Here is a 23,190-nt window from a genome sequence, read left to right on the forward strand (position 1 = left end):
CTGGCGGAGTGGACGGGACTCGAACCCGCGACCCCCGGCGTGACAGGCCGGTATTCTAACCAACTGAACTACCACTCCAGCGCATACTTACAAATTGTCGAAAATTGGCGGAGTGGACGGGACTCGAACCCGCGACCCCCGGCGTGACAGGCCGGTATTCTAACCAACTGAACTACCACTCCAGCGCATACTTACAAATTGTCGAAAATTGGCGGAGTGGACGGGACTCGAACCCGCGACCCCCGGCGTGACAGGCCGGTATTCTAACCAACTGAACTACCACTCCACATTTTCGTTGCTGACTGAGTCTCCCCTGACAGCGGCGTGAATAATACGAATCACCCTCTAGTTCGTCAAGGGGTTTTTTGTATTTTTACAGGTTTTTTAGTCATCTGACATCGAAAGGTTTAAAATTTCACCTGATTTATCATTTTTTGAGCCGTTTTTGCCAACTTCATTTTCATTCGTTGCTTGCTCATCATTTTCGGTTTGATTTTTTTTCTTTAAAAACGGTAAAGAAATTTTAAATTTCAGCGGTTTCTTCTGAACAAAAATTCTAATTGCCAGCCAACCTAATAAAAGTACGGTTAAATTTCCAACAACAATTAAGGTCACCATCAGCATGGTGGACGCTTTTTGTTCTTCTTCAATAATTCGTTGTTGCTCAGCTTGCGCTTCTAAATTAATTTCAGGGCGAACAATTTCTGGTACAGCTTCAATTGGTCGCTCAATTTCAAATTTATACGTCGGTAACGTCGCCATAAATTCACGGTCATTCATGTTGCTACCAAATACAGAGAGCTCAACACTGTATCGTCCCCAATCATAATTTTTAATGGCCAGTTCCCGTGTCTGCGATTTATCAGCATCTAAAGAAAACATTTGCTCTTCATTATTAGGGTAATAAATTTTCCCTTGAATGAGCACAGTTTCTGGTTTAACAATTTCAGGATTTAGCGAGATAGTTAAAATGTGGTCATCTTCATCTTGCTCAGCAAGGGCTATTTCATAATCAAAAGGCGGCTCATGCACGACTATCGGTTTTTGCACCACGGTACGCTTTAGTATAGCCGTTTCTATATATAGCTCTGGCTGCCACTCACCTGCCGGAAAGACCAGTTTAAACTCACCGGTAAACACACCATCAAGCGGACGCTCATCAAAGCCACGGCCATCATCTTTAAAGTCAGTAACACTTTGCGTACCTGCACCAAAGTTTGCGTAATCACTATTATTAGTGCTGACAAAATCAACGTGCAAACTGATCACATCTCTAAACTGACCAACTTCTATTGGCTCACCGTCATTTAATACGCGGCCCGTTAGTTTTACTGTTTCGCCACGAAACAGCATGGGCGGGAGTGGATCAACATTAAGCTCTATTTCACCCAGCACCATAATACGGCTATCAGGCAAGATACTGCCGACCACTTGCCAAGGGCCTGGCATTGGGTTGCTTATCGTTACCAAGTCATAGCTCAATTCATCATACCAGTCGAGGTCATCATTTTTAACTGAGTCAGTTGCATAATACTTAGTGCCGTCAGGGCGAACTAACACAACGGCAGGGGCACCGCGCTTACGAAAGAAGAGTAAAGTTACTTTATCGATTTTGTGATCGATACGAAAACGGTTCTCTAGCAGGGGAATTTCATTTTGCACCCCATCACGTTCTAATGGGGTTATTTTATTTTGCTCGTTGGCAAATCCCGTGAAGGGAATTAAACACACTAATCCTGCTAGTAGCTGTTTTCTCATTTTATTACCTTATTCTGCACGCCATAAGCATTGGCCACCCTTTGCGACCAAGTCTAAACGTTCTTCGTGAGCGGCGTGCTCTTGTTCTGTTGCTCTTAATACCACAAGCGGTGCTCTATCAGCACTCAGTCGGCGAATACCACCCGTTTGTTGGGTTGAGCCTTCATCTTTATTTTGATTAAGATTCAGCTTTACTTGCCCTCCCGTCATCGACAGGTAAACATCGGCTAAGATCTCAGAATCCAGTAAAGCGCCGTGTAAAGTACGCTTTGAGTTATCAATATCGTAACGACGGCAAAGTGCATCAAGGTTATTCTTTTGACCTGGGTGCAAGTCACGCGCCATTTTTAAAGTATCAAGTACACTACATACATCGGCAGTATTCGGAAAACCTTGATTTAACAATGCAAACTCATTGTCCATGTGGCCGATATCGAACGCTGCGTTATGAATAACAAGCTCTGCACCACGAATATACTCTAAAAACTCATGGGCAATTTGGTGGTACAGGGGTTTATCACGCAAAAATTCATTGGTGATACCGTGAACGTCTATTGCTTCTTCTTCTATTTCACGTTGTGGATTGATATACACATGAAAGTTGTTGCCAGTAAGACGGCGATTTACAAGTTCAACACAACCGATTTCAATAATGCGGTGGCCTTGCTTTGGGTCAATACCCGTGGTTTCTGTATCTAAAACTATTTGTCTATGTGCCATATCGTCTTAAGCCTGACTCTGGTATCTTTCTATATTCACTTTATTGTACACAATATCAAGGTAAAACAGTGCAGAAAACCGTAGAGATTTACACCGATGGATCATGTTTAGGAAATCCAGGGCCTGGAGGGTATGGCATCGTGATGCGATACAACGGTCACGAAAAGCAATTAAGCCAAGGCTATACCCTAACAACAAATAATCGGATGGAAATGCTCGCTGCTATCGTTGCACTTGAAACCCTCACCCGCTCTTGTCACGTCATTCTGACAACCGATAGCCAATATGTGAAACAAGGTATTGAGTCATGGGTTGATAATTGGAAAAAGCGCGGCTGGAAAACCGCGGCTAAAAAACCAGTTAAGAATGTCGATTTATGGAAACGACTCGATGCGGCCTGCCAACAACACAGCGTAGAGTGGCGTTGGGTAAAAGGCCATAGCGGCAATAAATACAATGAGATTGTTGACGATCTTGCCCGCGAAGCAGCTGGCAGCGATCAATTAATTGAAGATACTAGTTACGACGGTAATTAAAGCCCCTTGAAATAAACTTGGCGCAGGTCGTTTTATATTTTTGTTATATGTTATAAGATTTGGCTATAACGAAATATAAAGGATTCATTATGGCTCTGCGCATTCACTCTTTTTTTCATCAACAAAGCGCCACTCTCTGTTACTTAGTCAGTTGCGAAAGCACTAAGCAGTGCTTGCTGATTGATGCGCCAGCTGATTTTGATATGCCAAGTGGTGAGTTAAGTTTTATCACAGCCAATGAGATCATCAGCTATATAAAGACAGAGCAGCTGACATTGCAATGGCTACTTGAAACTCATGCCCATGCTGACCATATCACCGCAGCAAGTTACATAAAGCAGCAATTACAAGACACACACCCTTGTAAACTCGGCACGGGTAAAGGGATCACACAAGTGCAACAGCACTTTAGCCAACTTTATAATCTTGATATACCATGTAATGGTGAACCTTTTGATGCGTTATTTGCTGATAAAGCACTATTTCAGTTAGGTGATTACACAGTAGATGTGATTGCCACACCGGGCCACACCCCTGACAGCGTGTGTTTTCACATTGATGGCAATGTATTTGTTGGTGACACCTTCTTTATGCCAGACAGTGGCACTGCCCGCTGTGATTTCCCCGGTGGCAGTGCCGGTGAGTTATATGACTCACTACAGCGAATTTTAGCGTTTCCTGACGATACGGTACTTTGGATGTGTCATGACTATCAACCAGATGGCCGCCCTCTTGCGAACAAAACCACGGTTCAAGAGCAGCGTGAACAGAACATTCATTTAAAAGGCGATAAACAAAGCTTTATTACGACTCGGGAAGGCCGTGATGCAACCTTAGCGGTACCAAAGCTGTTGCACCCTTCTATTCAATTAAATATTCGTGCAGGTCAGTACCCAAGCAAAACAGATACGCAACAACACTATTTAGCTATCCCGCTCACAGTGCTGCTTTGATGTTTGCCTGAGCCCTGCTCCTTTTACCGGCGAAAATTGCGGCCTTGCATGCCATTTAGGTTTAATTGGTGTCAGCGGGGCCACACGTTTTCGAGCCACCAGCATATACACACTGCCCATTGGCTTTAAATATTGCTGGCCAAAGCTGCGCCACGCCGCAAAACGTGACAAACGGTTGCCTCTTGCAAGCGATGAATGGATAAATCGCTCGTCCGAAATAATCTCAAAGCCTAATAGATTCAACCAGTCTTTTACTCGTGATGGCGTAAAAAAGCGCCCTGTCCAAGGTAACTTTTGGCGACTAAAAGGTAAAAGCTGCGCCAAGCCACACAAGCTAAACGGGTTAAAGCCCGTGATCACCAGATAGCCACCGGGAATTAAAGTACGGTGTGCTTCGCGTAAGATATGGTGAGGATCAGAATGATATTCTAAGCAATGCGATAATATGCAAGCATCAACACTGTGCTCATAAAAAGGTAGCTCGTCTACATCAGCAATAACACCGGTAAATAACCCCTGCTCTGCGACGCAAACTTGATGCTTTATAGGACTTTCACTGGTTGCCAGCTCACCACTTAAATTACCAAGTTTGAGCATGTGATAGCCAAACATGCGAGGCAACCATGGTGTTAGCTTACGTTCAATTTCAGCACGTAAATAGTCACCATGAGGGAACTGCTGCCAAGTGTATGGCTTAGGACCTTCTTGAAAACTAAGGGCTGGTTTCATTTTCTGAGCTCGTTATACTGTGTGTTAACTGTCACTTTATAGAGCAATTAAACATGGTGCAAGTTAAAGCAATTAAAGCCTTTTCTGATAATTACATCTGGTGCATCAGCAATGAAGCTGAGCAAACAGCCTGGGTCGTCGACCCCGGTCAAGCAGAGCCTGTTTTAAACTATCTGAGCGAGCATAACTTAACACTTAGCGGTATTTTGATTACTCATCACCATTATGATCATACCGATGGTGTGGCTGCACTGGTTAAGGAATTTCGTGATATTCCGGTTTATGGGCCAAGACATAGCCCTTTTAAAGGTATTACTCATGGCGTATCAGAAGCGGATAAAGTCACTGTGTATGATTACACCTTTACCGTGCTTGCAACACCTGGTCATACCCTAGACCATATTTGTTACATTAACGACGAATTAAGTTTTACTGGCGACACCTTATTCAGTGCTGGCTGCGGACGATTATTCGAAGGCAGCGCAGAACAAATGTGGCACTCGTTATGTAAACTAAGAGCCCTGCCAGATGAGTGTAAAATCTACTGCACCCATGAATACACGCAAGCCAACTTAGCCTTCGCAAAAGCTGTAGAGCCAAATAACGAATACCTTCTCAACTACAGTGATGAAGTTGATACTCTGCGCGCCAAAGACGAAATAAGCTTGCCAACCCAGTTAGGCGTGGAAAAACAAATAAATCCATTTTTACGTAGCAATATAGCAACTATCACTGATGAGCTGCCTGATGAGCTAAAAATTAATTTGGATCTGAATGAACCTTGGAAACGCTTTGCAGGTCTCAGAGCCTGGAAAGATAACTTTTAAAAAACGTAAACGCCGGTAGTTACAATTTTGTATATTTAGATCAGCATCTTGCAATAATAAGCTGACATAAACTGGTCATAAAGTGGCAATATGTTCTCAGAGCAGGTAATATTCGCCGAGTTTTTTTACCTGATGTATGGGTATATATGTATAAGTCTCCTTTAGTTTTATCACTTGCGCTGATTTTAAGTGGCTGTCAATTGACAGCTTCTGATTCAGCAAGTACAGATGTTGCGAGCAATAATGTTGAGCAACAATTAGACGGCGCAAGTCCGAGCGATATCAATGATGCATTGATGATCAACGCTCAATATCAACAATTAACCGATATTGATGAGCCGCCTCCTGTATTTGATGATGTATGGGAACGTATTCGCTATCAGCTTTCGATTGATGTGCCACAAAACCGCCCAGTTGTTGCTGAGCGTAACTATTATGCGCGTCATCAGGCCTATTTAGATCGTATCTCTAAGCGAGCTGAGCCTTACTTATACTTTATTGTAGAAGAAGTCGAAAAGCGTCAGATGCCAATCGAAATCGCACTTTTACCTATTGTGGAAAGTGCGTTTGATCCATTTGGTTATTCACATCGCAGTGCTTCTGGCATTTGGCAATTTATGCCACAAACCGGTGAGCGTTTCGATTTAAAACAAAACTGGTGGTATGACGGTCGCCGTGACATTGTGCAATCGACCCGTGCAGCGCTAGATTACTTATCATATTTACACAAAACCTTAGAAGGCGATTGGCTAAATGCCATTGCAGCCTATAACTCAGGTGAAGGTCGTTTACTGCGTGCCATTAAAAAGAACCGTAAAAAGCATTTACCAACGGATTTTTGGTCACTTGATTTACCAAGAGAGACCACTGCCTACGTACCTAAGCTATTAGCGCTGTCTGATCTAGTAAAACGCAATGACGAATTTGGTGTTAAGTGGCAGCCAATAATTAATGCTCAAGTTGTTGAAGCAGTTAATGTAGGGAGCCAAATTGATTTAGCACTTGCCGCTAACATGGCAGGTATTAGCTTAACAGAGCTTTATCGTTTAAACCCTGGCTTCAATCGTTGGGCGACGGATCCAAATGGCCCACACTTTTTATTATTACCGTCTGATAAAGTTGAAGCGTTTACTGACAAGCTAGCTAAAACAGAGCAAAAAGACCGCCTACGCTGGCAGCAATATGTGGTAGCACGCGGTGACAGTTTATCTGTAATTGCGAAGAAGTTTTCGACAAGCACAAACGCGATTAAAACACTGAATAAGCTTTCATCGAATACTATTCGTGTTGGTCAGCAATTACTTGTGCCACTAAGCGATGGTGAGATTAATAGCCAGCATTTACCAAAGTCAGTGCGTATGGCAGCTAATAAAGCAACACGTAAAAAACTTAGCCATAAAGTGGCCAGTGGCGATACACTGTGGGATATCAGCCGTGAGTACGATGTCACTATAGCTGAACTTGCAACATGGAATAAGCTGAAAAAAGACGCGGTACTGCGTGTTGGTCAAAAGCTAACTGTGTATAAACAGGAAAAGTCGCAACTTGCTGCTACACAAATCAAAGAGCGCACCATTACCTATAAAGTTCGTCGTGGTGACTCGTTAGCGCGCATTGCTGCTAAGTTTAATGTGTCTGTAGAAGATATTATTAAATGGAATTCATTAGCTGGGCAAAAATACATTCAACCTGGGCAAAAGCTTAAATTAAAGGTTGATGTTCGAAGCGCTTAATTGCTTAATTTAATATCAAAAAAAAGAGCGCCTAATGGCGCTCTTTGTCTCTCTCATTTAGTATTTATGCTTCAAAGTCCATAAGTGTAATAACTCATTGGCAATGGTCGCTGCAGCAATCGCTGTTAGTTCACTTTGGTCATAGGATGGAGATACTTCAACCACATCCATACCGACCATATTAATGCCTTTCAATGCACGAAGTACTTTGAGTACTTTATCGCTGGTTAAGCCACCACATACTGGAGTGCCTGTCCCTGGAGCGAATGCGGGATCAAGGCAGTCAATATCAAAGGTTAGATACACAGGTAAGTCACCCACACGTGCTTTAATTTGCTCTGCGATATCTTGTGCAGGCAAATCATTAGCTGCCATTGCATCAATCACTGCAAACTCATGTTTGCTTTGATCAAAATCAGTACGAATACCGATTTGAATACTGTGATCAACATCAATAAGCCCTTCCATCGGCGCATGATAAAACATGGTACCGTGATCATAGCGAGAGCCATTGCTGTAAGTATCTGTATGGGCATCAAAATGCACTAATGCCATCTTACCATATTGCTTAGCATGGGCACGCAGTAGCGGCAAAGTCACAAAGTGGTCGCCACCTAAACCTAATAATGTTTTACCTTGACGAAGAATTTGCTCAGCGGCTAATTCTAACTGCGCGGTAAAATATTCTGGGTCGCCTACTGGGTAAGTAAAATCACCCGCATCAGCTAATTTTAAACGCTCAAACAACGGAAACGTCCATGGGTACTTGGTTTCTTCCCATGCCAGGTGCACTGAGGCACGACGAATTGCGTCAGGGCCTAAACGTGCACCAGGGCGACCTGAGGTCGCCAAATCAAAGGGTAAACCTAACACCACTACATCCGCATCGATTGCTGTGATGTTTTGCACCATCGGCTGACGTAAAAACGTCATGCCGTTTGAGTACAATGAATGATCTGTGTGGTCAAACAATGTCGACATTGCTTATAACTCTTCTAAATAAGTGTAACCATTTAAGCCAGTTTGCAGCTCATCTAAAACGCTTTGCTGCTCAGTTTCTGGCAATTTAGCTGCCACCAGCTGGGCGTAAGATTGCTGGAAGCTTTCTACATCTAAATGTACGTAACGCATCATGTCTGCAACGGTATCACCTTCGTTAACTTCAGTGATTTGCGCCTGACCTTGCTCATCCATTTTTATAATTGCACTGTGTGTGTCGCCAAATAAGTTGTGCATATCACCTAAAATCTCCTGATAAGCACCCACTAAGAAAAAGCCCATTAAGTAAGGTTTTTCTTCGCTAAATGCTGGCACAGGTAATGTGCTTTCAATACCTTGACCATCTACATAATGCTCCATAGCACCATCTGAGTCGCAGGTAATATCAAGTAACACAGCGCGTTTTTGTGGTGCTTCTGTTAAACCACTTAATGGTAGAACAGGAAACACTTGGTCAATACCCCATGCATCCGGTAATGACTGGAACAATGAAAAGTTCACAAAAAACTTATCTGCTAAACGCGCATTTAATTCATCAATAATCGGGCGATGAAAACGGTTTTTGTTATCCATATGTTTGTTAAGTTCATAACATACACGTAAGTTAACTTGCTCCGCCCATGCTCGCTCTGTTAAATCTAACAAACCAAGTGCAAATTGATTATGTGCTTCGGCTAAATCGCCTTGGCTATCGTGATAGATTTCGATTAATGCACGGTCGTCATTGTCATCACTTAACTGTTGCCATGATGTCCACATGTTTTTTAATAAAAGTGGTGCATCAGCGGCTGGCGCTTGAATGTCTTCTGGTACATAGCTTTCGGTGCCGATAACATTCGAGATCAATACAGCATGGTGCGCTGTTAACGCACGACCTGATTCAGAAATAATGCGCGGCATTGGCTGCTCATATAACTTACAGGTATCACCAATGGTGTATACAATGTTATTAGCGTATTCACTTAGGCTGTAATTCATTGAGTTATGAGACTGGCTGCGTGTACCGTCGTAATCTACCGCTAAACCGCCACCCACATCTAAGCAATCAATTTGTGCACCTAATTTACGTAACTCACAGTAAAAACGCGCAGCTTCACTCACACCTAAGCGAACATCGCGAATGTTGGCCATTTGCGAGCCTAAGTGAAAGTGTACAAGTTGGATCAGATCAAGTTGATCAGATGCTTTTAAGCGATTAACCACACTGAGTACTTGCGATGCCGACAAACCAAATTTTGATTTTTCGCCACCACTTGCTTGCCACTTGCCTTTACCTTGCGACGCTAAACGTACGCGAATACCAATACGCGGCTTTACGTTTAACTCTTTAGCTTGGCTAAGCACCATGTCTAGCTCAGACAGTTTTTCGAGAACAATGTAAACCTTGTGACCTAGTTTTTCGCCAATCAGTGCTAAACGAATGTATTCTTGGTCTTTGTAGCCATTACATACAATTACCGCACTGGTTTTTTCAGCCATTGCTAATACAGTTAGTAGCTCAGGTTTACTGCCCGCTTCTAGACCCAATTGCTTCTTTTCAATATCAGCTTGGCTTGCAACGATTTCTTCAACAACTTCACGTTGTTGGTTTACTTTAATTGGGTAAACAAGCAAATAGTCTTTCGGATAACCATAATTTTCAATCGCCGTGTTAAATGCCTGACATAAGCTATGTACACGATGATGTAAAATTTGTGGAAAACGAACCAACGCAGGCAAGCTTAAGCCTTTGTCTTGTAATTGCTGTGCGATATCGATTAGTGCAATGGTTTGCTCTGGGGCATGGGCCTTTGGCGCAACATACACATCACCTTGATCATTAATACCAAAGAAACCTTGGCTCCAATGACGAACATTGTAACTCGTGCGAGCTTGTTCTAGTGATGTTGTTTCTTTCATCTATCTTTCTCTTTTATTTTAGTAATGCCGAAATCGGCAAGGGTTGTTGCCGCGCATTAAAAGAAAAATAGTGACTCAAGTCCAACAAGAATTTTTACTCGTAACGAGTGATTTTTGATGTGAAAAGCTAATCAACATCCCTAAATGTTTTTAAACCCTATTTCAAGGGACAGTCACTGAAAATAGTATTTAATAGGATCACATTTAAAGGGACAGTCACTGTAGAAAATATATACGGGTAGATTACCTTTTCATATTGATTTTAATGGGCTGGTATTACTTTTGTGATTTCATCAGCGGTTGAAGAATTTGACCCTAACCGTCTCCACGCTTCATATTGCTTGTTATCATGCCAAGTAATACCTATGTACTCTTGCCAGTTTTCGTAGTCTTTTGTACGATATTTTTCAACACCGCACCCTCCTGCACCAAAAGAGGTGCGGCAAATTCTTACGGTAAGATAAGTGCCATCAAAATTCAGCTGCGATTGCTTTTCAGCGCAAATACTAAAAGGACGAGTAGGAAATATAAGAATAACTTTCGTTTTTATAGTGCCATTATGATTGAAAGCACCAGAAAGACTGTAGCATGAGTTTAAATAGAGCTTAGTACTATTAATAGTAAGGTCTGGTTGCCTACTCTGAGAAGTAATGGATACCTGCGGATTATCACCACAGGCAGCAATCAAAAAGAGCGTAACAAAGCCCAATAGTTGTAAGGTGAATTTATAAATAAAGATGACCTCACTAAAACATAGCTTACCACCTAAATTACTGATTTAGCCCAAGCTCCATAAACAAACTTTGTGGATTTTCGCTGTAATTACCAAACGGACCACAACGATTAAAACCTAAGTTTTCATATAAGCTAATTGACTCTGTTTGTTTAGGACCTGTTTCAAGACGAATAAGCGGTATTAGTTGCTCACCAGCTTGATGTAATAATATCTGCATAATTCGACGTGATAACCCTTTACCACGGTAGCTTGGTTTTACATATAAGCGGCGGATTTCACCATATGGAGGGTTGCCTTCTTGCATAACGATTGCGCCACATGCAACGATACCATCTTCATTTTTTAAGCCTATAGCATAAACATTAGGTTCAGCTAGCTCTTCAACACTTAAAGATTGAGCGGTAGCAACAGGGTATAGTGAGTTTATGAGTCGGTCTATATCAGAAAACACGCTTACTACTTCAGGATCATGTGGATTTAAATCGACTAACTGCATAAAACTCCCATTTTTATATGTCTTTTTTGTTAACTATGTGAACAATAGTATCGGATATTTCCATTATCCTCTACTGTAGTTTTCAATAATGATTTTATAGGTACTGTTCGGACCGACATACTATCTCTAAGTTCAACAGTATGTAACCAAAAAAACGCCAAGTTGATAAAAACTAAAGTCTAAACTACACCACGCCATTCAAGGTTAATAATTTATACCTATAGATTTTTTACCAGAGGTCACTTAAGAGTTCGTAAAGCCTTTTTAAAGGGACAGTCATTTAAAACCAACAACTATTGTATTTTTAAAATCTGAAGGCAGTGATTTAAAAATATAAAGGTTGAGTCAAAAAAATTACTAAACTTATTCTGTAATTATGTTTAGCGAGTGTGCTTCAGAGAGAATAGAGCTTTGACTTTAGCCTTCTAGGGCTAATTATTTCAAACAATTAAATTTAAAGCGTGGAGATAATAGTGATTTGAAATCACGTTAAAATAAACCTAGAAACTTAACTCGCTAATAAAGTTCGGCTATTTGTAATGTTACTTCGTCGCTTGCGAGCTGTTTTAATACAATAACTTTCAATAGCACCCACTCGACCTGCAGCTCCATGAAATAAGTTTTCAAACTGAGTTGTTAGCGTTAACCAGTTTTCAGCTTCGAAATTCAGTCTTTCAAGAATAGGAGGTAAATGATGCTCTATATATCCAGGCTTATCCGCGCTGATACAACGCCCAGTTTGCTCCACAAGTAGCAGGTATGACTTTAACTCAAAAGGTATTCCCTTTGATTTATACTTACTCATGCCACCAATAAAACGAGCTAGTAATTTAGGTTGCTTTGACTCCTTCGCGCTTTCGCATCGCTTTTTAAAACTGGTATAGTCCGATTGCTCCGGCGTGCTCGCAGCTTTAGCACGAACAGGGTTTAAATCAACATAGGCCATGCAGGCTAAAAGCGCTGATTCATCAAGGATAGCTTGGCTTTTAAAGCGCCCTTCCCAAAAATGCCCAGTACATTCATCTTCTTTATTTGCCCGTCTGGCAATATATTCATTTAGCATTCGCATGAACCAACTAATGCTCGAAAGGCGCGCTCTGTATTCTGCAACCTCTTTATTTAAGAAGACTTGTTGACCATCACTTAACGGCTCACCATGAAGGGCTTTTTGACCTAAAGGCGTCATTTTACTGAGCTTAAACCAGCGTAAAAGGATGGCTTTATCCGATAACCTATTTGCTTTTTTATCATCAACATAAAGCACAAGATGCGTATGATTGCTCATCACCGCATAAGCACACACATCAATGCAAAATACCTTTGCAAGAGCAAGCAGACGCTGTTCAACCCACCCTCTGCGGTGTTCATATGATTTACCTGTGAGTGTGTCTTCTCCACAAAGGTAGGCACGTCTAACACAGCGAGATACACAATGATAATATTTGGTATTCGACAAACAGATTTGCCGCTTCCTTGCTAAAGCCATCGTCCACTCCTTGAACTGATAATTTGAAATGCATTAACTGTGATTAAAGTGTAGACAAAGTTTTCTGTGCCGCAAGAGCAATAAATAAAGTGACTGTCCATGTAAAGAGTTATTAGAGTGCCTATCCGACTTAAAGTGACTGTCCATGTAAAGAGTTAAACACTTTGTTACGGAAAAAAGCTGTTCAAATATCGTCAAAACCCTATACTGCAAACAACAAGAAATAAGATGAGGTTTTCTCGTGCAGTTCACTCAAGGTATGGAATACTTCTTTTCTGGCTTTAAGTTAATTAGCCAAAAGGGGTTGAAACGTTTTGTACTTATTCCTTTATTAATCAATATTCTGCTTTTTGGTAGTTCGCTGTTCTTTTTGTATGGCTGGCTCACCGATGGCTTTGCTTACATGAACTCGTTATTACCAGAATGGCTTAGCTGGCTCGAGTGGCTAATGTGGCCAATTGCTGTGCTGGTGATTTTATTTAGTTACAGTATGCTCTTCACAGTTATAACAAACTTTATAGCAGCCCCATTTAACGGCCTACTCAGTGAAAAAGTCGAGCTTTATCTCACTGGGCAAAAAATTAATGACGATAGTCTTTTCGATACAATGAAAGATGTGCCACGCATGCTCGGCCGTGAGTGGACAAAACTTTGCTATTACCTGCCGCGCGCTATAGGCTTTTTTATCTTACTGTGGATTTTACCTGTGATCGGTCAAGTTTTATGGGTGTTATTCACTTGCTGGATGTATGCAGTACAATATGAAGACTATGCGTTCGATAACCATAAAATTAGTTTTAACGAAATGAAAAATGACTTAAAGCAAAAGCAAACATTATCTTATGGCTTTGGTTTAGCTGTCATGATTTTAACTGCTATCCCATTCGTAAACCTAATTGTTATGCCCGTTGCTGTTTGCGGTGGCACACGGTTATGGGTTGAAAACTATCGAAGCCAATATCGAAGTTAAAATGTTTGAAAAGCCAGTAGAAAACTATTGGCTTTTCAATACACTATAATTTAATTTAACTGGTAAAGGATCTGATAACTCGGTGCCAAAGCGAGGTTCATCAAATTGACTAATAACCACCGTAAATCTTTCTTCCCCCATATTGAGTATAAATGGGGTTCCTATCTTTGCTAGCTCTGAAATTTGTTTGTGTTTATTTTCTAATAAAATAGTGCCTGAACCTTTGTTTTTAACTAAAAGTACATGTGCGTTATTCCCTAAAACAATCCTAGCTTGATGTGATTCGCGATATTCAGCCCGCCATTGCCCTCTTTGGTATAGAGTGTATATGATTGAGATCCCATCGGGTTCAACGATACGTCCCTCTTGAATTTTACAATGTTGGCAACCAATTACTGAGTCTGATTTCCAGTTTACTGGCTGCCCATCATAATTTAATCTAGATGACATATGCCATTGAGGTTCAACATCTGGTGTGCATGCAACAAAACATATCAACATAAAAAATATAACCAGATACTTCACTACTTAATCCCTTGCTTTTCTCTAGCAGCTTTAATTTCACTAAGAAGTTTTAAAGGTGGCGCTTGCTCTTCAATCATTCGTTGTTGTATATGCTTCGACACATCCTTTTGATCGCTATCTTGCTGATGAACACCGAAGCGATTGCCAGAGAACAAGGTATAAAAACGAAGTTCAATCAAACTCCACTCATCAACATCATTTAGCACTGTTACGGCGGTATCATCATTCGTATCTTGGCTTAGAGTTTCAGTCAAATCAGCATTACAATTAAAATCTACAGCAGCAGAGCCGGGATACCTTAAACCATTAGCCTCTATTATATTATTTTCGTCTATGGAACTTCCGAGTCCATGCGAATAAGACATTACAAAATTTTCAGGAGAGTCAAATGGGCTATTAGTCAAATCCGCAGTTTGTACGGCACAATTGGCATTCTCACGATAGCGACTCGAATAATAGCGATCTCCCTCATTATTCCCTATCGTCGGTAACCCTCTCAACTGATAAAGGTAATTCATAATACTCAAATGATTTGGTTTATAGTTTGTACTTTCATCACCACCATGCTCTAAACCTAAATTATGGCCAAGCTCATGCATTATCGTTGATGCTTGGTAGTTGAAGGTTAAATTTCGAGATATTTCGTTATCAAGTGATAACCCCCAATTCCCCATACTTATCATCAAATCATTACCACTTAATTCAGCAACCCCTGAAGAACCCGCACTGCCATCAATGTTTCGACTATTAGCCATTAACATATAATGAAATATCGGCTTACGTCTCATGTCAAAGTTTGCCATTTTATAATGAAACAAACTCTCAACACCTTGGTTAAAGTTATAAGGTGTATATTGTCTAAAGGTTACTTGATCACCCCCACCTAAATCATGATCTTGTACAGATATTCCCCCTGCTTGGTGGTACAAATCCCCCACATCAAAGTGAACAACAATACCTTGCTCAGCGAACGAGCTTACCACTTTTTCCAATGCTGTTTGGTGCGGTATTATTCCCGCATCACTGCTATCCATATAATCCACTTCAATAAAGATATCTTTTTGATTAACTCTAGCTCCCCAAGCATGCAAAGGTAGTCCAGAAAAAGTTGACCCAGGGAGTTCTGAACAGTCAGGAATACCATCTTCATCACTGTCATCTTCGCAGCTAACATCATTAACACCCGCCGGTGTCGTAAATTGGCTGTAGTGCCAATCAGATGATGAATTAGTATCTGTGTTATCTATATCTCTTTTAATACTTGAGCCAGTTACATTAGAAATGACAGGTGCTGAGCCTGTTTGCCATTGTCCTGCCGTCAGAGGCTCAGTTGTGTCATTGCCAAATCGAACAAAATCCACAGTGCTTCCCGAGTCACGCGTTAGCAATTCAACAAACCCATTCAAAAACCAATAAGGGCGAACCGTTGAGTCAATATCGCCAATAAAAGCGATAGATTTATTTTGCTCAGTTGTATCGTAAAATAATTGATCACCAAAACCACTATGAACTATGAGATATTCCTCAGGAGCAATCACTTGGTCAGGCAAATTAAAAATTGTTGCGTCCGAAATACTATTATCAGAACTGTCACGACTTTTTACTCGTACACTGTAATCAGCTAAATTAACACTACTATCGGTTCCGTTATAAAGTTCAAACCAAGGCGTGTCATTGCTAAAACGAATAGCGACAACCTCAGTTATCTTTAAATCATTACTTCCAGTTGTAAAAGTAGAAACTACTTGGGCTAAAGCAGGTGTATCAGCAAAATTAACTAAGTCTTCAGTTAATCTTAACGCATATTCTGTTGCTTGATTAAAAGCAGCTGTAAACTCAATATTGTTAAAATATTCATTGTCATTTCCTTGTGGTCCCGTCATCTCTAATGAGTCGATTGCTAAGCAAGTTTCAAAATTATCAGCTGATAATTGCACACTTCCCTCACATACACCATTGGCGCTATTAACAACTAAACTCGATGACTTCATCACATCAGACATCGATAACATAACTCGAGCATTTACACTCACAGCAGAGGCTGCATCTTCAGGGCTTACATTTACAACAGTGGCTGCACTAGTATCTGTAATTGTCACGCTCACTGTCGCTTGGGCACTCTGAGTTCCATCCGATACAGTTACAGTAAAAGGCGCTTGCGATATGCTATTTGATGCAGGTTGATAAAGATAACGAAAAGTTGTTGCATCAACTAAAGTGATACTCGCCCCAGCTAACTGCTGAGAAAAACTAATAGTTAACTCATCCCCATCAATATCACTCGCGTCAATAGTAAATTCACTACTTTCATTAAACTCTGTAGTAATAGCAATATCAGACACTGTGGGTGGTTTATTAACATGAATGATCATAAATGTGAGGCTAGCTGAAGATATTGCTCCTTGATCATCTACCGCAGTGATCCGAAATATCACCTCGGCATTTTCAGACACTTCTGGCGCTGTGAAAGTAATAGTTTCGCCATTTTGCACAAAATCTACTGATGGTCCACTTAACTGCTGCCACTCAATATCAGCTATAACCCCGTCGCTGTCTGTAACAACCACAGAGACAGAAGCTTGCGTTAACTCAGTAATATCAGCAATCGCATCGAGGGTAATGACAGGCGCAAGGTTTATGTAATTTTCAACCACAACACTAAATTCTGCAGAACTTGTAGCTCCATCATCATCAGTTGCTGTTACTTGGAAGGTAATTTCATCATTTGTTTCTACTTCAGGGGCCGTATAATTTATTAAATTACCAGTTGCAGTAAATTCGGTAATCGGGCCTGAAGTTTGCACCCAACTATAGCTAATAATACTACCATCACTGTCTGTTGCCGTAGCTGCTAATACTCCTTCAGCCCCTTCTTGAATATTTTGCGAACCAGTTATACTCACTGATGGAGCACTGTTTGCGCTTACATCTATAGTAAAAAGCGCCGTGCTTTGTTCACCAAAACTATCAGTAACTGTCACCGAAAAAACAAGCTGAGTTAAGGTTGCAACATTTGGTGTGGTAAAACTAATTGTGCTCGATCCATTTTCAAACTCTACATCTGGACCAGCCGTTTGCTGCCAATCATAACTAATAACCTCTCCATCAGAATCTGAGGCATTTGCACTAAGAGAAATATTGTTACTAGAAGAGGATATCTGAGGGCCAGCAACCGATATTGTCGGGGCTTGATTAACATTAATAATGGTAATAGTGATACTGGTTGTAGCTGTTGCGCCTTGATTATCAGTAACGCGCAAAGAAAATGAGACATCTGTGTCAGTATCTACTGCAGGAATTGATACATTGATTTGTTGACCGTTTGCTGCAAAATCGATAGAAGGGCCACCAGTTTGCTGCCAAGAAAAGTCGGCTATAGAACCATCACTATCGTTGGCTGACGCACTTAATGAAAGTGTTGCCAGCTCATTGACCTCAGTATCACCAGAAATACTTACTTGTGGCGCTTGGTTCTCAGCATTATTAGACTCTTCACTCCCTCCACCGCCTCCACAAGCCGTTAAAAAAATGGAAAATAAAATACTAAGCCCAAGTAACTTTATTCTATTCTCCATTTTTAAGCCCTCGCGATTAACTGTATAAACTTTGTGGCACCTTAGTTACATTTAAATGAACCGTGACCTCTTCACGGTCATGGTATAAGTGCTTAGCTTGTAGTTCGTAACTTACGCCATATTTATCAAGCTCTTCTTTAATCATTTTTAAACACTCGTAAACGCTATCAAAACGTTTTTTCATCGGTAGTTTAAGATTAAAAATAAGCTCTTTTGCGTAGGCGTTCACCGCCCAATCAATCATAAGGTTAGTCACTTTTGCTGGCTTTTCCACCATGTCACAGACTAACCATTGGATATTGCGCTTTTCTGGACGGTATTTAAAACCATCGACCCTAAAGTGCTTAACTTGCCCTGTTTCCATCAAGTCATCGTTCATAGGACCATTATCAATTGCGCTTACAAACATACCTCGGCGCACCAATTGATATGTCCAGCCCCCTGGACAAGCACCTAAATCAACGCCTCGCATGCCAGGTTGCATACGTTCTTCAGCTTCATGAGGTGGAATAAACACGTTAAAGGCTTCATCAAGTTTCAACGTTGAGCGGCTCGGCGCATCACTCGGCATACGTAAACGCGGGATACCCATAAAGAAAGGCGAATTATTGAATGTATATGAATAGCCAACATAAGCACTGTCGTTTGCTAAAAATAACACATGCATAACAGGTTTTTTCTCAGCAATTTCGCGTGTTACCTTCGAGCGCTTTTCAAGCGACTTTTTCAGTGGCGTCGAAATTTTCTTGCAGAACTTACTCAGCTCTTTACCTTCGTTGGTATCTGGCGTTTCTACGCGTAGGTCACCACATTCAGGAAACTCAGCGGCAGCATCAACAATAGCACTAACGCGGTCTTCAAGTGGCATGTTATCGACTAAGGCACCAGTAAACCATTGGCGAGCAAATACCATATTTTTGAAATCGACTTTTTTGATGATTTCTTCACCGTGGCTTGCATCAAAACATTCGTAAACAACAATGCCCGTATTTGGTTTTGTTTTTACGTAACCAGCAAAGCCTTGTTCAGCAGCCTGAAAAGTAATTTCAGCAGCGGCATCATTTTCAAAACCACTGCGACAATAAATAACTACACTCGACATAGATAACCCTTAAAACTTATATCGTGCTGCTTGAACTAACAAAATAGCCCAACCAATAATAAAACAAACACCGCCAATTGGGGTGATAGGCCCAAGCCACTTCATGCCCGTTAGTGCGAGTAAATACAAACTACCGCTAAATAACACGGTACCTGCGATAAAAAATCCACCAGCCCAGCTTAAGTTCATGCCCCATTTAATTAAGATAGCAATTGCTATCAATGCAAGGCCATGCACCATTTGGTATTCAGCAGCGGTTTTAAAAATTCCAATCGCATACTCAGAAACGCGGCTTTTTAAACCATGAGCAGCAAATGCGCCAAGCATTACTGAAAGCATGCAAAATAAGCTACCAATCATTAAATATAGTTTGATCATTGTGCATCTCCAGCCACTAAATTCATAATAAACTGCGCTGCATAATCCGCAGCTTGCTGTAAGTTTTCTTGCTCTGTAATGCCACTTTTTTTGCGAGGTTTTAATGAGTGGTCACCATCTTTGAGAAATTTAATCTCTGGTGGATTAACCATTTCAAGCTCAGCGAGTTCTTGCTGATTCCCAAACGTATCACGCTCACCTTGCAGCACTAAAAAAGGGCATGGCATATCAACAAAATGCTCTATACGCAGTTTATCGGGTTTACCCGGTGGGTGAAACGGATAGCCAAAAGCCACAACACCTGCAATTTGAGCTTGGTCTTGCTCAGTACAAAGCATCGAAGCCATACGCCCACCCATAGATTTACCCCCAATAAATAGCGGCAATTCTGGCTGGCGCTCGGCTAAAACTTCACCAAAGTAGGCAAGTAACTTAGGAGCACGATCGGGTGGTCTACGCTTGCCTGTTTCTTTTGCAATTTGCATATACTGAAAATCAAACAAGGCTACATCAATCCCATGCTGACTAATCAAGTTAGCCATTGTTTGCATAAACTCAGAATCACTGCCTGCCCCTGCACCATGGGCAAATATAAACTGTGCACGCGCCTTGCCCGTTGTACTTTTAAACCACTGTAACATGTTAATACTCTTGTTCTTGTTCAACTAAGCTCAGCATCCAGTCTTTGAAAGACACTATTTTGCCAAGCTCTGTTTGCGATTCGCGGATCACTAAATAGTATGCATTTTTACTTTCTAATGAGTGATTAAATGGAATAACTAGACGACCCGCATCAATATCAGGTTTTGCTAAAACGCTATTACCAATGGCAACCCCCTGTCCATGCACCGCGGCTTGCAATACCATTGATGAGTGACTAAAAATCGGCCCTTGGTTAACTTGTACATTACGCACACCAGCCGTTTTCATCCAGGTTTTCCAGTTTTTACGGGTGGTATCATGCAATAAGGTATGATTTGCTAAATCACTGGGTTGATTAAGTGGTTTAGGGCCCGTTAACAGCAATGGGCTACATAACGGCACTAGATATTCAGTATGCAGCTTATATGTCTGTACCCCACTCCAGTGGCCACGACCATAATAAATAGCAATATCTACATCGTCAGAAAGTGAGTTTTCATCCTGATCTTGTGCTTTAATTCGCACGTCGATTTCTGGATGTAATTCATTAAATAAACTAAGTCTGGGTACTAACCATTGAATAGCAAAACTTGGCGTTAAACTTACCGTGAGTGACCCTTTCGCACCGCGGGCTAGCAGTTTTTCTGTGGCATCAATGAGCTGAGTAAAAATTTCTTTTATATCTAAAAAGTAACCTTGCCCTTCTTCAGTTAACAGCAAAGAACGATTCTTTCGTAAAAACAGCTTTAAACCTAAATGCTCTTCAAGGGTTTTAATTTGATGGCTCACCGCAGCCTGCGTTACATATAGCTCTTCTGCTGCTTTGGTAAAGCTCAAATGGCGGGCAGCGGCTTCGAATGCTTTTAGTGCATTTAAAGGAGGTAAACGACGAGACATAGACACCAAACTTAGAATTAGTTTTTCTTATGCGTCGATTATAGCGATACAAATAAAAAAAGGCGACCATGGTCGCCTTTTTCATACTTAAATACTTATATATTTAAATTATAAATCGCTTGCGCTGGTATCGAGTGGTGCAAAGCTCTTAACTAAGTCATCAACCGCTTTCATTTGCGATAAGTAACCTTCTAGCTTGCTTAGTGCAAGTGCACATGGGCCATCACATTTTGCTTCATTCGGATTAGGGTGCGCTTCAATAAATAAACCCGCAATACCTAATGCCATACCACTGCGAGCAAGTTCTGCAGCTTGTGCACGGCGACCATCCGCAGAGTCAGCTCGGCCTCCTGGGCGTTGTAATGCGTGCGTTGCATCAAAGATAACCGGTGCCATAGGCTTCATGTCATCCATACCAAGCATATCAACCACAAGATTGTTATAACCAAAACTAGTACCACGCTCACACAGTGCAACATTGTTGTTGCCCGCTTCATTAAACTTTTTAATGATATGACGCATTTCGTGTGGAGCTAAAAACTGTGGCTTTTTCACATTGATAATAGCGCCAGTTTTTGCCATGGCTACAACTAAGTCAGTTTGACGAGCAAGGAATGCCGGTAACTGAATTACATCAACCACTTCAGCCACAGGCGCAGCTTGATGCGGCTCATGTACGTCAGTGATCAGTGGCACATTAAAAGTAGATTTAATTTCTTCAAAGATTTTTAAACCTTCTTCCATACCAGGACCGCGGTATGAATTAATTGAAGAGCGGTTCGCTTTATCAAAGGATGCTTTAAAAACGTATGGAATGTTTAGCTTTGATGTAACTTCTACATAATGCTCCGCAATTCGCATCGCTAAATCACGTGATTCAAGTACGTTCATACCGCCAAACAATACAAATGGTTTGTCGTTGGCTAATTCAATCTCGTTAATTTTAATTAACTGGTTGTTCATTTCTATTCCTTAAGGTGCAACAGCTTGTAGCATTAATCCACAAATATAAGCCATGTAAGTACCAACACCATAGCCTAAAACAGCAAGTAAAACACCTACTGGCGCAAGTGATGGGTGGAATGCTGATGCAACAACAGGTGCTGATGCTGCGCCGCCTACATTGGCCTGAGAGCCTACCGCCATATAAAACAGTGGTGCTTTAATTAGTTTCGCCACAATAAGCATTAAGCTTGCGTGAGTAATCATCCAAATAACACCGAGTACGAAGTACATTGGTGAATCAAAAATCGCGGTAATATTCATGTGTAAGCCAATTGAAGCAACAAGAATATATAAAAAGCTTGATGCTACTTTTGACGCACCAAAAGCTTCAATATGGCGAACTTTAGTAAACGATAAACTAATACCAATTGTGGTAGAGATAACGATTAACCAGAAGAATTTACTGTTTAAACTATACTCTTGTGCCCACGGGAAGTTAGCCCCAAAAAACGGACCTAAAAAGTCAGCACAAAAATGTGCAAGGCCAGTAATACCAAAGGCAATTGCGATAATCGTCATGTAATCATTTAGAGTTGGCATGCGCGCATGCTCAGCATGATACTTTTCTACGCGCTCTTTTAAATCTTCAATTGCACGCGTATCTGCGCCTGTTTTAGCATCAATCGCCTTATGGTTTGCTGCCATTAATAACAGTACGGCCATCCATAAGTTAGCCACAATCACATCAACTGTCACCATTGCAGAGAAGATATCGCCGCCTACTTCAAACATTTCTTTCATTGAAGCTTGGTTTGCGCCGCCACCAATCCAGCTACCGGCGATAGTCGTCATACCACGCCACACTGCGTCAGGGCCATGGCCCCCCACCGCTTCTGGGTAAACTGCGCTCATTACTAAGATAGCCAAAGGGCCACCAATAACAATACCCAAGGTACCTGTTAAAAACATGACTAATGCTTTTGGCCCAAGGTTTAGGATCGCTTTTAAATCAATACTGATGGTAAGCAAGATTAAGCAAGCTGGCAGTAAATAGCGTGACGCTACAAAATATACATTCGAAGAATGACCATCAACAATCCCAAAAGTATTGAGTAATGATGGTAAAAAGTAGCAAAGCAATAATGCCGGTACATATTTATAAAATTTTTGGCAGGCAGCATTATTACTGTGCGAGGTTTTAAAAATAAACCCCAAAATAACGGCAAGCAAACCAAGTACGACTGCGTCATTGGTAATTAGCGCACTGTGGGCGTCAGTCATAAA

21 protein-coding genes and 3 tRNA genes are annotated in these 23,190 nt (G+C 41.2%); 5 read left to right on the forward strand and 19 right to left on the reverse strand.

Annotated features, from left to right (window positions below; translation table 11 throughout):
* Position 1: 1 nt before the first annotated feature.
* The 5 genes from ISP07_RS00975 to dnaQ all read right to left on the reverse strand — a co-directional run bounded on the left by ISP07_RS00975 (position 2) and on the right by dnaQ (position 2,478).
* Positions 2 to 78, reverse strand: a tRNA-Asp gene (locus ISP07_RS00975).
* 27 nt (positions 79 to 105) lie between these two features.
* Positions 106 to 182 (reverse strand) — tRNA-Asp (locus ISP07_RS00980).
* Positions 183 to 209: 27 nt separating this feature from the next.
* Positions 210 to 286 (reverse strand) — tRNA-Asp (locus tag ISP07_RS00985).
* Between the two features lie 98 nt (positions 287 to 384).
* Positions 385 to 1,758: a TIGR03503 family protein gene (locus ISP07_RS00990; RefSeq protein WP_209326519.1), complete on the reverse strand. Its 1,374-nt coding sequence runs from the start codon at positions 1,756 to 1,758 to the stop codon at positions 385 to 387.
* Positions 1,759 to 1,767: 9 nt separating this feature from the next.
* Complete coding sequence (gene dnaQ / locus ISP07_RS00995; protein ID WP_119852045.1) at positions 1,768 to 2,478, reverse strand: DNA polymerase III subunit epsilon; 711 nt, start codon at positions 2,476 to 2,478, stop codon at positions 1,768 to 1,770.
* A gap of 68 nt (positions 2,479 to 2,546) precedes the next feature.
* On the opposite strand from dnaQ, the gene rnhA reads away from it, so the two are divergent.
* Positions 2,547 to 3,014: a ribonuclease HI gene (rnhA, locus tag ISP07_RS01000; protein WP_209326520.1), complete on the forward strand. Its 468-nt coding sequence runs from the start codon at positions 2,547 to 2,549 to the stop codon at positions 3,012 to 3,014.
* 89 nt (positions 3,015 to 3,103) lie between these two features.
* The gene (locus ISP07_RS01005) at positions 3,104 to 3,967 is read left to right on the forward strand and encodes an MBL fold metallo-hydrolase (RefSeq protein WP_209326521.1); all 864 of its coding nucleotides are present in this window, start codon (positions 3,104 to 3,106) and stop codon (positions 3,965 to 3,967) included.
* On the opposite strand, the gene ISP07_RS01010 is transcribed toward ISP07_RS01005, so the two are convergent.
* Positions 3,938 to 4,696, reverse strand: coding sequence for a class I SAM-dependent methyltransferase (locus ISP07_RS01010; RefSeq protein WP_054551627.1), 759 nt, complete (start codon positions 4,694 to 4,696; stop codon positions 3,938 to 3,940). The two genes, ISP07_RS01005 and ISP07_RS01010, sit on opposite strands and share 30 nt — an antisense overlap.
* 53 nt (positions 4,697 to 4,749) lie before the next feature.
* Between ISP07_RS01010 and gloB the strand changes: the two genes are divergently transcribed.
* Together gloB and ISP07_RS01020 are read left to right on the forward strand one after the other, a co-directional pair.
* The gene (gene gloB, locus ISP07_RS01015; RefSeq protein WP_209326522.1) at positions 4,750 to 5,523 is read left to right on the forward strand and encodes a hydroxyacylglutathione hydrolase; all 774 of its coding nucleotides are present in this window, start codon (positions 4,750 to 4,752) and stop codon (positions 5,521 to 5,523) included.
* Positions 5,524 to 5,669: 146 nt separating this feature from the next.
* Positions 5,670 to 7,256 (forward strand): LysM peptidoglycan-binding domain-containing protein, encoded by a 1,587-nt coding sequence (locus ISP07_RS01020; RefSeq protein WP_209326523.1) that lies wholly within the window; start codon positions 5,670 to 5,672, stop codon positions 7,254 to 7,256.
* A 57-nt stretch (positions 7,257 to 7,313) separates the two neighbouring features.
* Here ISP07_RS01020 and speB read toward each other — a convergent pair whose 3' ends face one another.
* The 5 genes from speB to ISP07_RS01045 form a co-directional block, all read right to left on the reverse strand.
* On the reverse strand, positions 7,314 to 8,237 hold the full coding sequence (gene speB, locus ISP07_RS01025) for an agmatinase (RefSeq protein ID WP_166338923.1): 924 nt from the start codon (positions 8,235 to 8,237) through the stop codon (positions 7,314 to 7,316).
* Positions 8,238 to 8,240: 3 nt separating this feature from the next.
* Positions 8,241 to 10,154: a biosynthetic arginine decarboxylase gene (gene speA, locus ISP07_RS01030; protein ID WP_135924153.1), complete on the reverse strand. Its 1,914-nt coding sequence runs from the start codon at positions 10,152 to 10,154 to the stop codon at positions 8,241 to 8,243.
* A 262-nt stretch (positions 10,155 to 10,416) separates the two neighbouring features.
* The gene (locus tag ISP07_RS01035) at positions 10,417 to 10,842 is read right to left on the reverse strand and encodes a hypothetical protein (protein WP_209326524.1); all 426 of its coding nucleotides are present in this window, start codon (positions 10,840 to 10,842) and stop codon (positions 10,417 to 10,419) included.
* A gap of 82 nt (positions 10,843 to 10,924) precedes the next feature.
* Positions 10,925 to 11,386 carry a GNAT family N-acetyltransferase gene (locus ISP07_RS01040; RefSeq protein ID WP_209326525.1) on the reverse strand — a complete coding sequence of 154 codons (462 nt, stop codon included), beginning with the start codon at positions 11,384 to 11,386 and terminating at the stop codon, positions 10,925 to 10,927.
* A gap of 508 nt (positions 11,387 to 11,894) precedes the next feature.
* A complete protein-coding gene (locus ISP07_RS01045) occupies positions 11,895 to 12,872 on the reverse strand; it encodes a transposase (RefSeq protein ID WP_209326526.1) in 978 nt (325 codons plus the stop codon).
* Positions 12,873 to 13,131: 259 nt separating this feature from the next.
* Between ISP07_RS01045 and cysZ the strand changes: the two genes are divergently transcribed.
* Positions 13,132 to 13,842 (forward strand): sulfate transporter CysZ, encoded by a 711-nt coding sequence (gene cysZ / locus ISP07_RS01050; protein WP_206004105.1) that lies wholly within the window; start codon positions 13,132 to 13,134, stop codon positions 13,840 to 13,842.
* A gap of 24 nt (positions 13,843 to 13,866) precedes the next feature.
* Here cysZ and ISP07_RS01055 read toward each other — a convergent pair whose 3' ends face one another.
* The 8 genes from ISP07_RS01055 to ISP07_RS01090 form a co-directional block, all read right to left on the reverse strand.
* A complete protein-coding gene (locus tag ISP07_RS01055; protein WP_209326527.1) occupies positions 13,867 to 14,367 on the reverse strand; it encodes a hypothetical protein in 501 nt (166 codons plus the stop codon).
* On the reverse strand, positions 14,367 to 17,942 hold the full coding sequence (locus tag ISP07_RS01060; RefSeq protein WP_209326528.1) for a PKD domain-containing protein: 3,576 nt from the start codon (positions 17,940 to 17,942) through the stop codon (positions 14,367 to 14,369). The genes ISP07_RS01055 and ISP07_RS01060 overlap by 1 nt, the downstream gene beginning before the upstream one ends.
* A gap of 16 nt (positions 17,943 to 17,958) precedes the next feature.
* Positions 17,959 to 19,044, reverse strand: a complete 1,086-nt coding sequence (gene rlmM / locus ISP07_RS01065) for a 23S rRNA (cytidine(2498)-2'-O)-methyltransferase RlmM (RefSeq protein ID WP_138602676.1) — start codon at positions 19,042 to 19,044, stop codon at positions 17,959 to 17,961.
* 9 nt (positions 19,045 to 19,053) lie between these two features.
* Positions 19,054 to 19,422 carry a DUF423 domain-containing protein gene (locus ISP07_RS01070; RefSeq protein ID WP_054551639.1) on the reverse strand — a complete coding sequence of 123 codons (369 nt, stop codon included), beginning with the start codon at positions 19,420 to 19,422 and terminating at the stop codon, positions 19,054 to 19,056.
* Positions 19,419 to 20,063, reverse strand: coding sequence for an alpha/beta family hydrolase (locus ISP07_RS01075; RefSeq protein WP_209326529.1), 645 nt, complete (start codon positions 20,061 to 20,063; stop codon positions 19,419 to 19,421). Before ISP07_RS01075 ends, ISP07_RS01070 begins: the two co-directional genes overlap by 4 nt.
* A gap of 1 nt (position 20,064) precedes the next feature.
* On the reverse strand, positions 20,065 to 20,961 hold the full coding sequence (locus tag ISP07_RS01080) for a transcriptional regulator GcvA (protein WP_063706073.1): 897 nt from the start codon (positions 20,959 to 20,961) through the stop codon (positions 20,065 to 20,067).
* 108 nt (positions 20,962 to 21,069) lie between these two features.
* The gene (gene kdsA, locus ISP07_RS01085) at positions 21,070 to 21,924 is read right to left on the reverse strand and encodes a 3-deoxy-8-phosphooctulonate synthase (protein ID WP_054561809.1); all 855 of its coding nucleotides are present in this window, start codon (positions 21,922 to 21,924) and stop codon (positions 21,070 to 21,072) included.
* A gap of 9 nt (positions 21,925 to 21,933) precedes the next feature.
* Positions 21,934 to 23,187, reverse strand: a complete 1,254-nt coding sequence (locus ISP07_RS01090; RefSeq protein ID WP_166338933.1) for a DUF819 domain-containing protein — start codon at positions 23,185 to 23,187, stop codon at positions 21,934 to 21,936.
* Positions 23,188 to 23,190 lie beyond the last annotated feature (3 nt).

The sequence above is a fragment of the Pseudoalteromonas sp. PA2MD11 genome, from assembly GCF_017808125.1.
GTDB lineage: Bacteria > Pseudomonadota > Gammaproteobacteria > Enterobacterales > Alteromonadaceae > Pseudoalteromonas > Pseudoalteromonas simplex.

Excerpts from the sequence above, each read along its gene's own strand:
- ISP07_RS00990 (WP_209326519.1), bottom strand. The coding sequence starts at position 1,758 with ATGAGAAAACAGCTACTAGCAGGATTAGTGTGTTTAATTCCCTTCACG.
- dnaQ (WP_119852045.1), bottom strand. The coding sequence starts at position 2,478 with ATGGCACATAGACAAATAGTTTTAGATACAGAAACCACGGGTATTGAC.
- ISP07_RS01005 (WP_209326521.1), top strand. The coding sequence starts at position 3,104 with ATGGCTCTGCGCATTCACTCTTTTTTTCATCAACAAAGCGCCACTCTC.
- ISP07_RS01010 (WP_054551627.1), bottom strand. The coding sequence starts at position 4,696 with ATGAAACCAGCCCTTAGTTTTCAAGAAGGTCCTAAGCCATACACTTGG.
- gloB (WP_209326522.1), top strand. The coding sequence starts at position 4,750 with ATGGTGCAAGTTAAAGCAATTAAAGCCTTTTCTGATAATTACATCTGG.
- ISP07_RS01020 (WP_209326523.1), top strand. The coding sequence starts at position 5,670 with ATGTATAAGTCTCCTTTAGTTTTATCACTTGCGCTGATTTTAAGTGGC.
- speB (WP_166338923.1), bottom strand. The coding sequence starts at position 8,237 with ATGTCGACATTGTTTGACCACACAGATCATTCATTGTACTCAAACGGC.
- speA (WP_135924153.1), bottom strand. The coding sequence starts at position 10,154 with ATGAAAGAAACAACATCACTAGAACAAGCTCGCACGAGTTACAATGTT.
- ISP07_RS01040 (WP_209326525.1), bottom strand. The coding sequence starts at position 11,386 with ATGCAGTTAGTCGATTTAAATCCACATGATCCTGAAGTAGTAAGCGTG.
- ISP07_RS01045 (WP_209326526.1), bottom strand. The coding sequence starts at position 12,872 with ATGGCTTTAGCAAGGAAGCGGCAAATCTGTTTGTCGAATACCAAATAT.
- cysZ (WP_206004105.1), top strand. The coding sequence starts at position 13,132 with ATGGAATACTTCTTTTCTGGCTTTAAGTTAATTAGCCAAAAGGGGTTG.
- ISP07_RS01060 (WP_209326528.1), bottom strand. The coding sequence starts at position 17,942 with ATGGAGAATAGAATAAAGTTACTTGGGCTTAGTATTTTATTTTCCATT.
- rlmM (WP_138602676.1), bottom strand. The coding sequence starts at position 19,044 with ATGTCGAGTGTAGTTATTTATTGTCGCAGTGGTTTTGAAAATGATGCC.
- ISP07_RS01070 (WP_054551639.1), bottom strand. The coding sequence starts at position 19,422 with ATGATCAAACTATATTTAATGATTGGTAGCTTATTTTGCATGCTTTCA.
- ISP07_RS01075 (WP_209326529.1), bottom strand. The coding sequence starts at position 20,063 with ATGTTACAGTGGTTTAAAAGTACAACGGGCAAGGCGCGTGCACAGTTT.
- ISP07_RS01080 (WP_063706073.1), bottom strand. The coding sequence starts at position 20,961 with ATGTCTCGTCGTTTACCTCCTTTAAATGCACTAAAAGCATTCGAAGCC.
- kdsA (WP_054561809.1), bottom strand. The coding sequence starts at position 21,924 with ATGAACAACCAGTTAATTAAAATTAACGAGATTGAATTAGCCAACGAC.
- ISP07_RS01090 (WP_166338933.1), bottom strand. The coding sequence starts at position 23,187 with ATGACTGACGCCCACAGTGCGCTAATTACCAATGACGCAGTCGTACTT.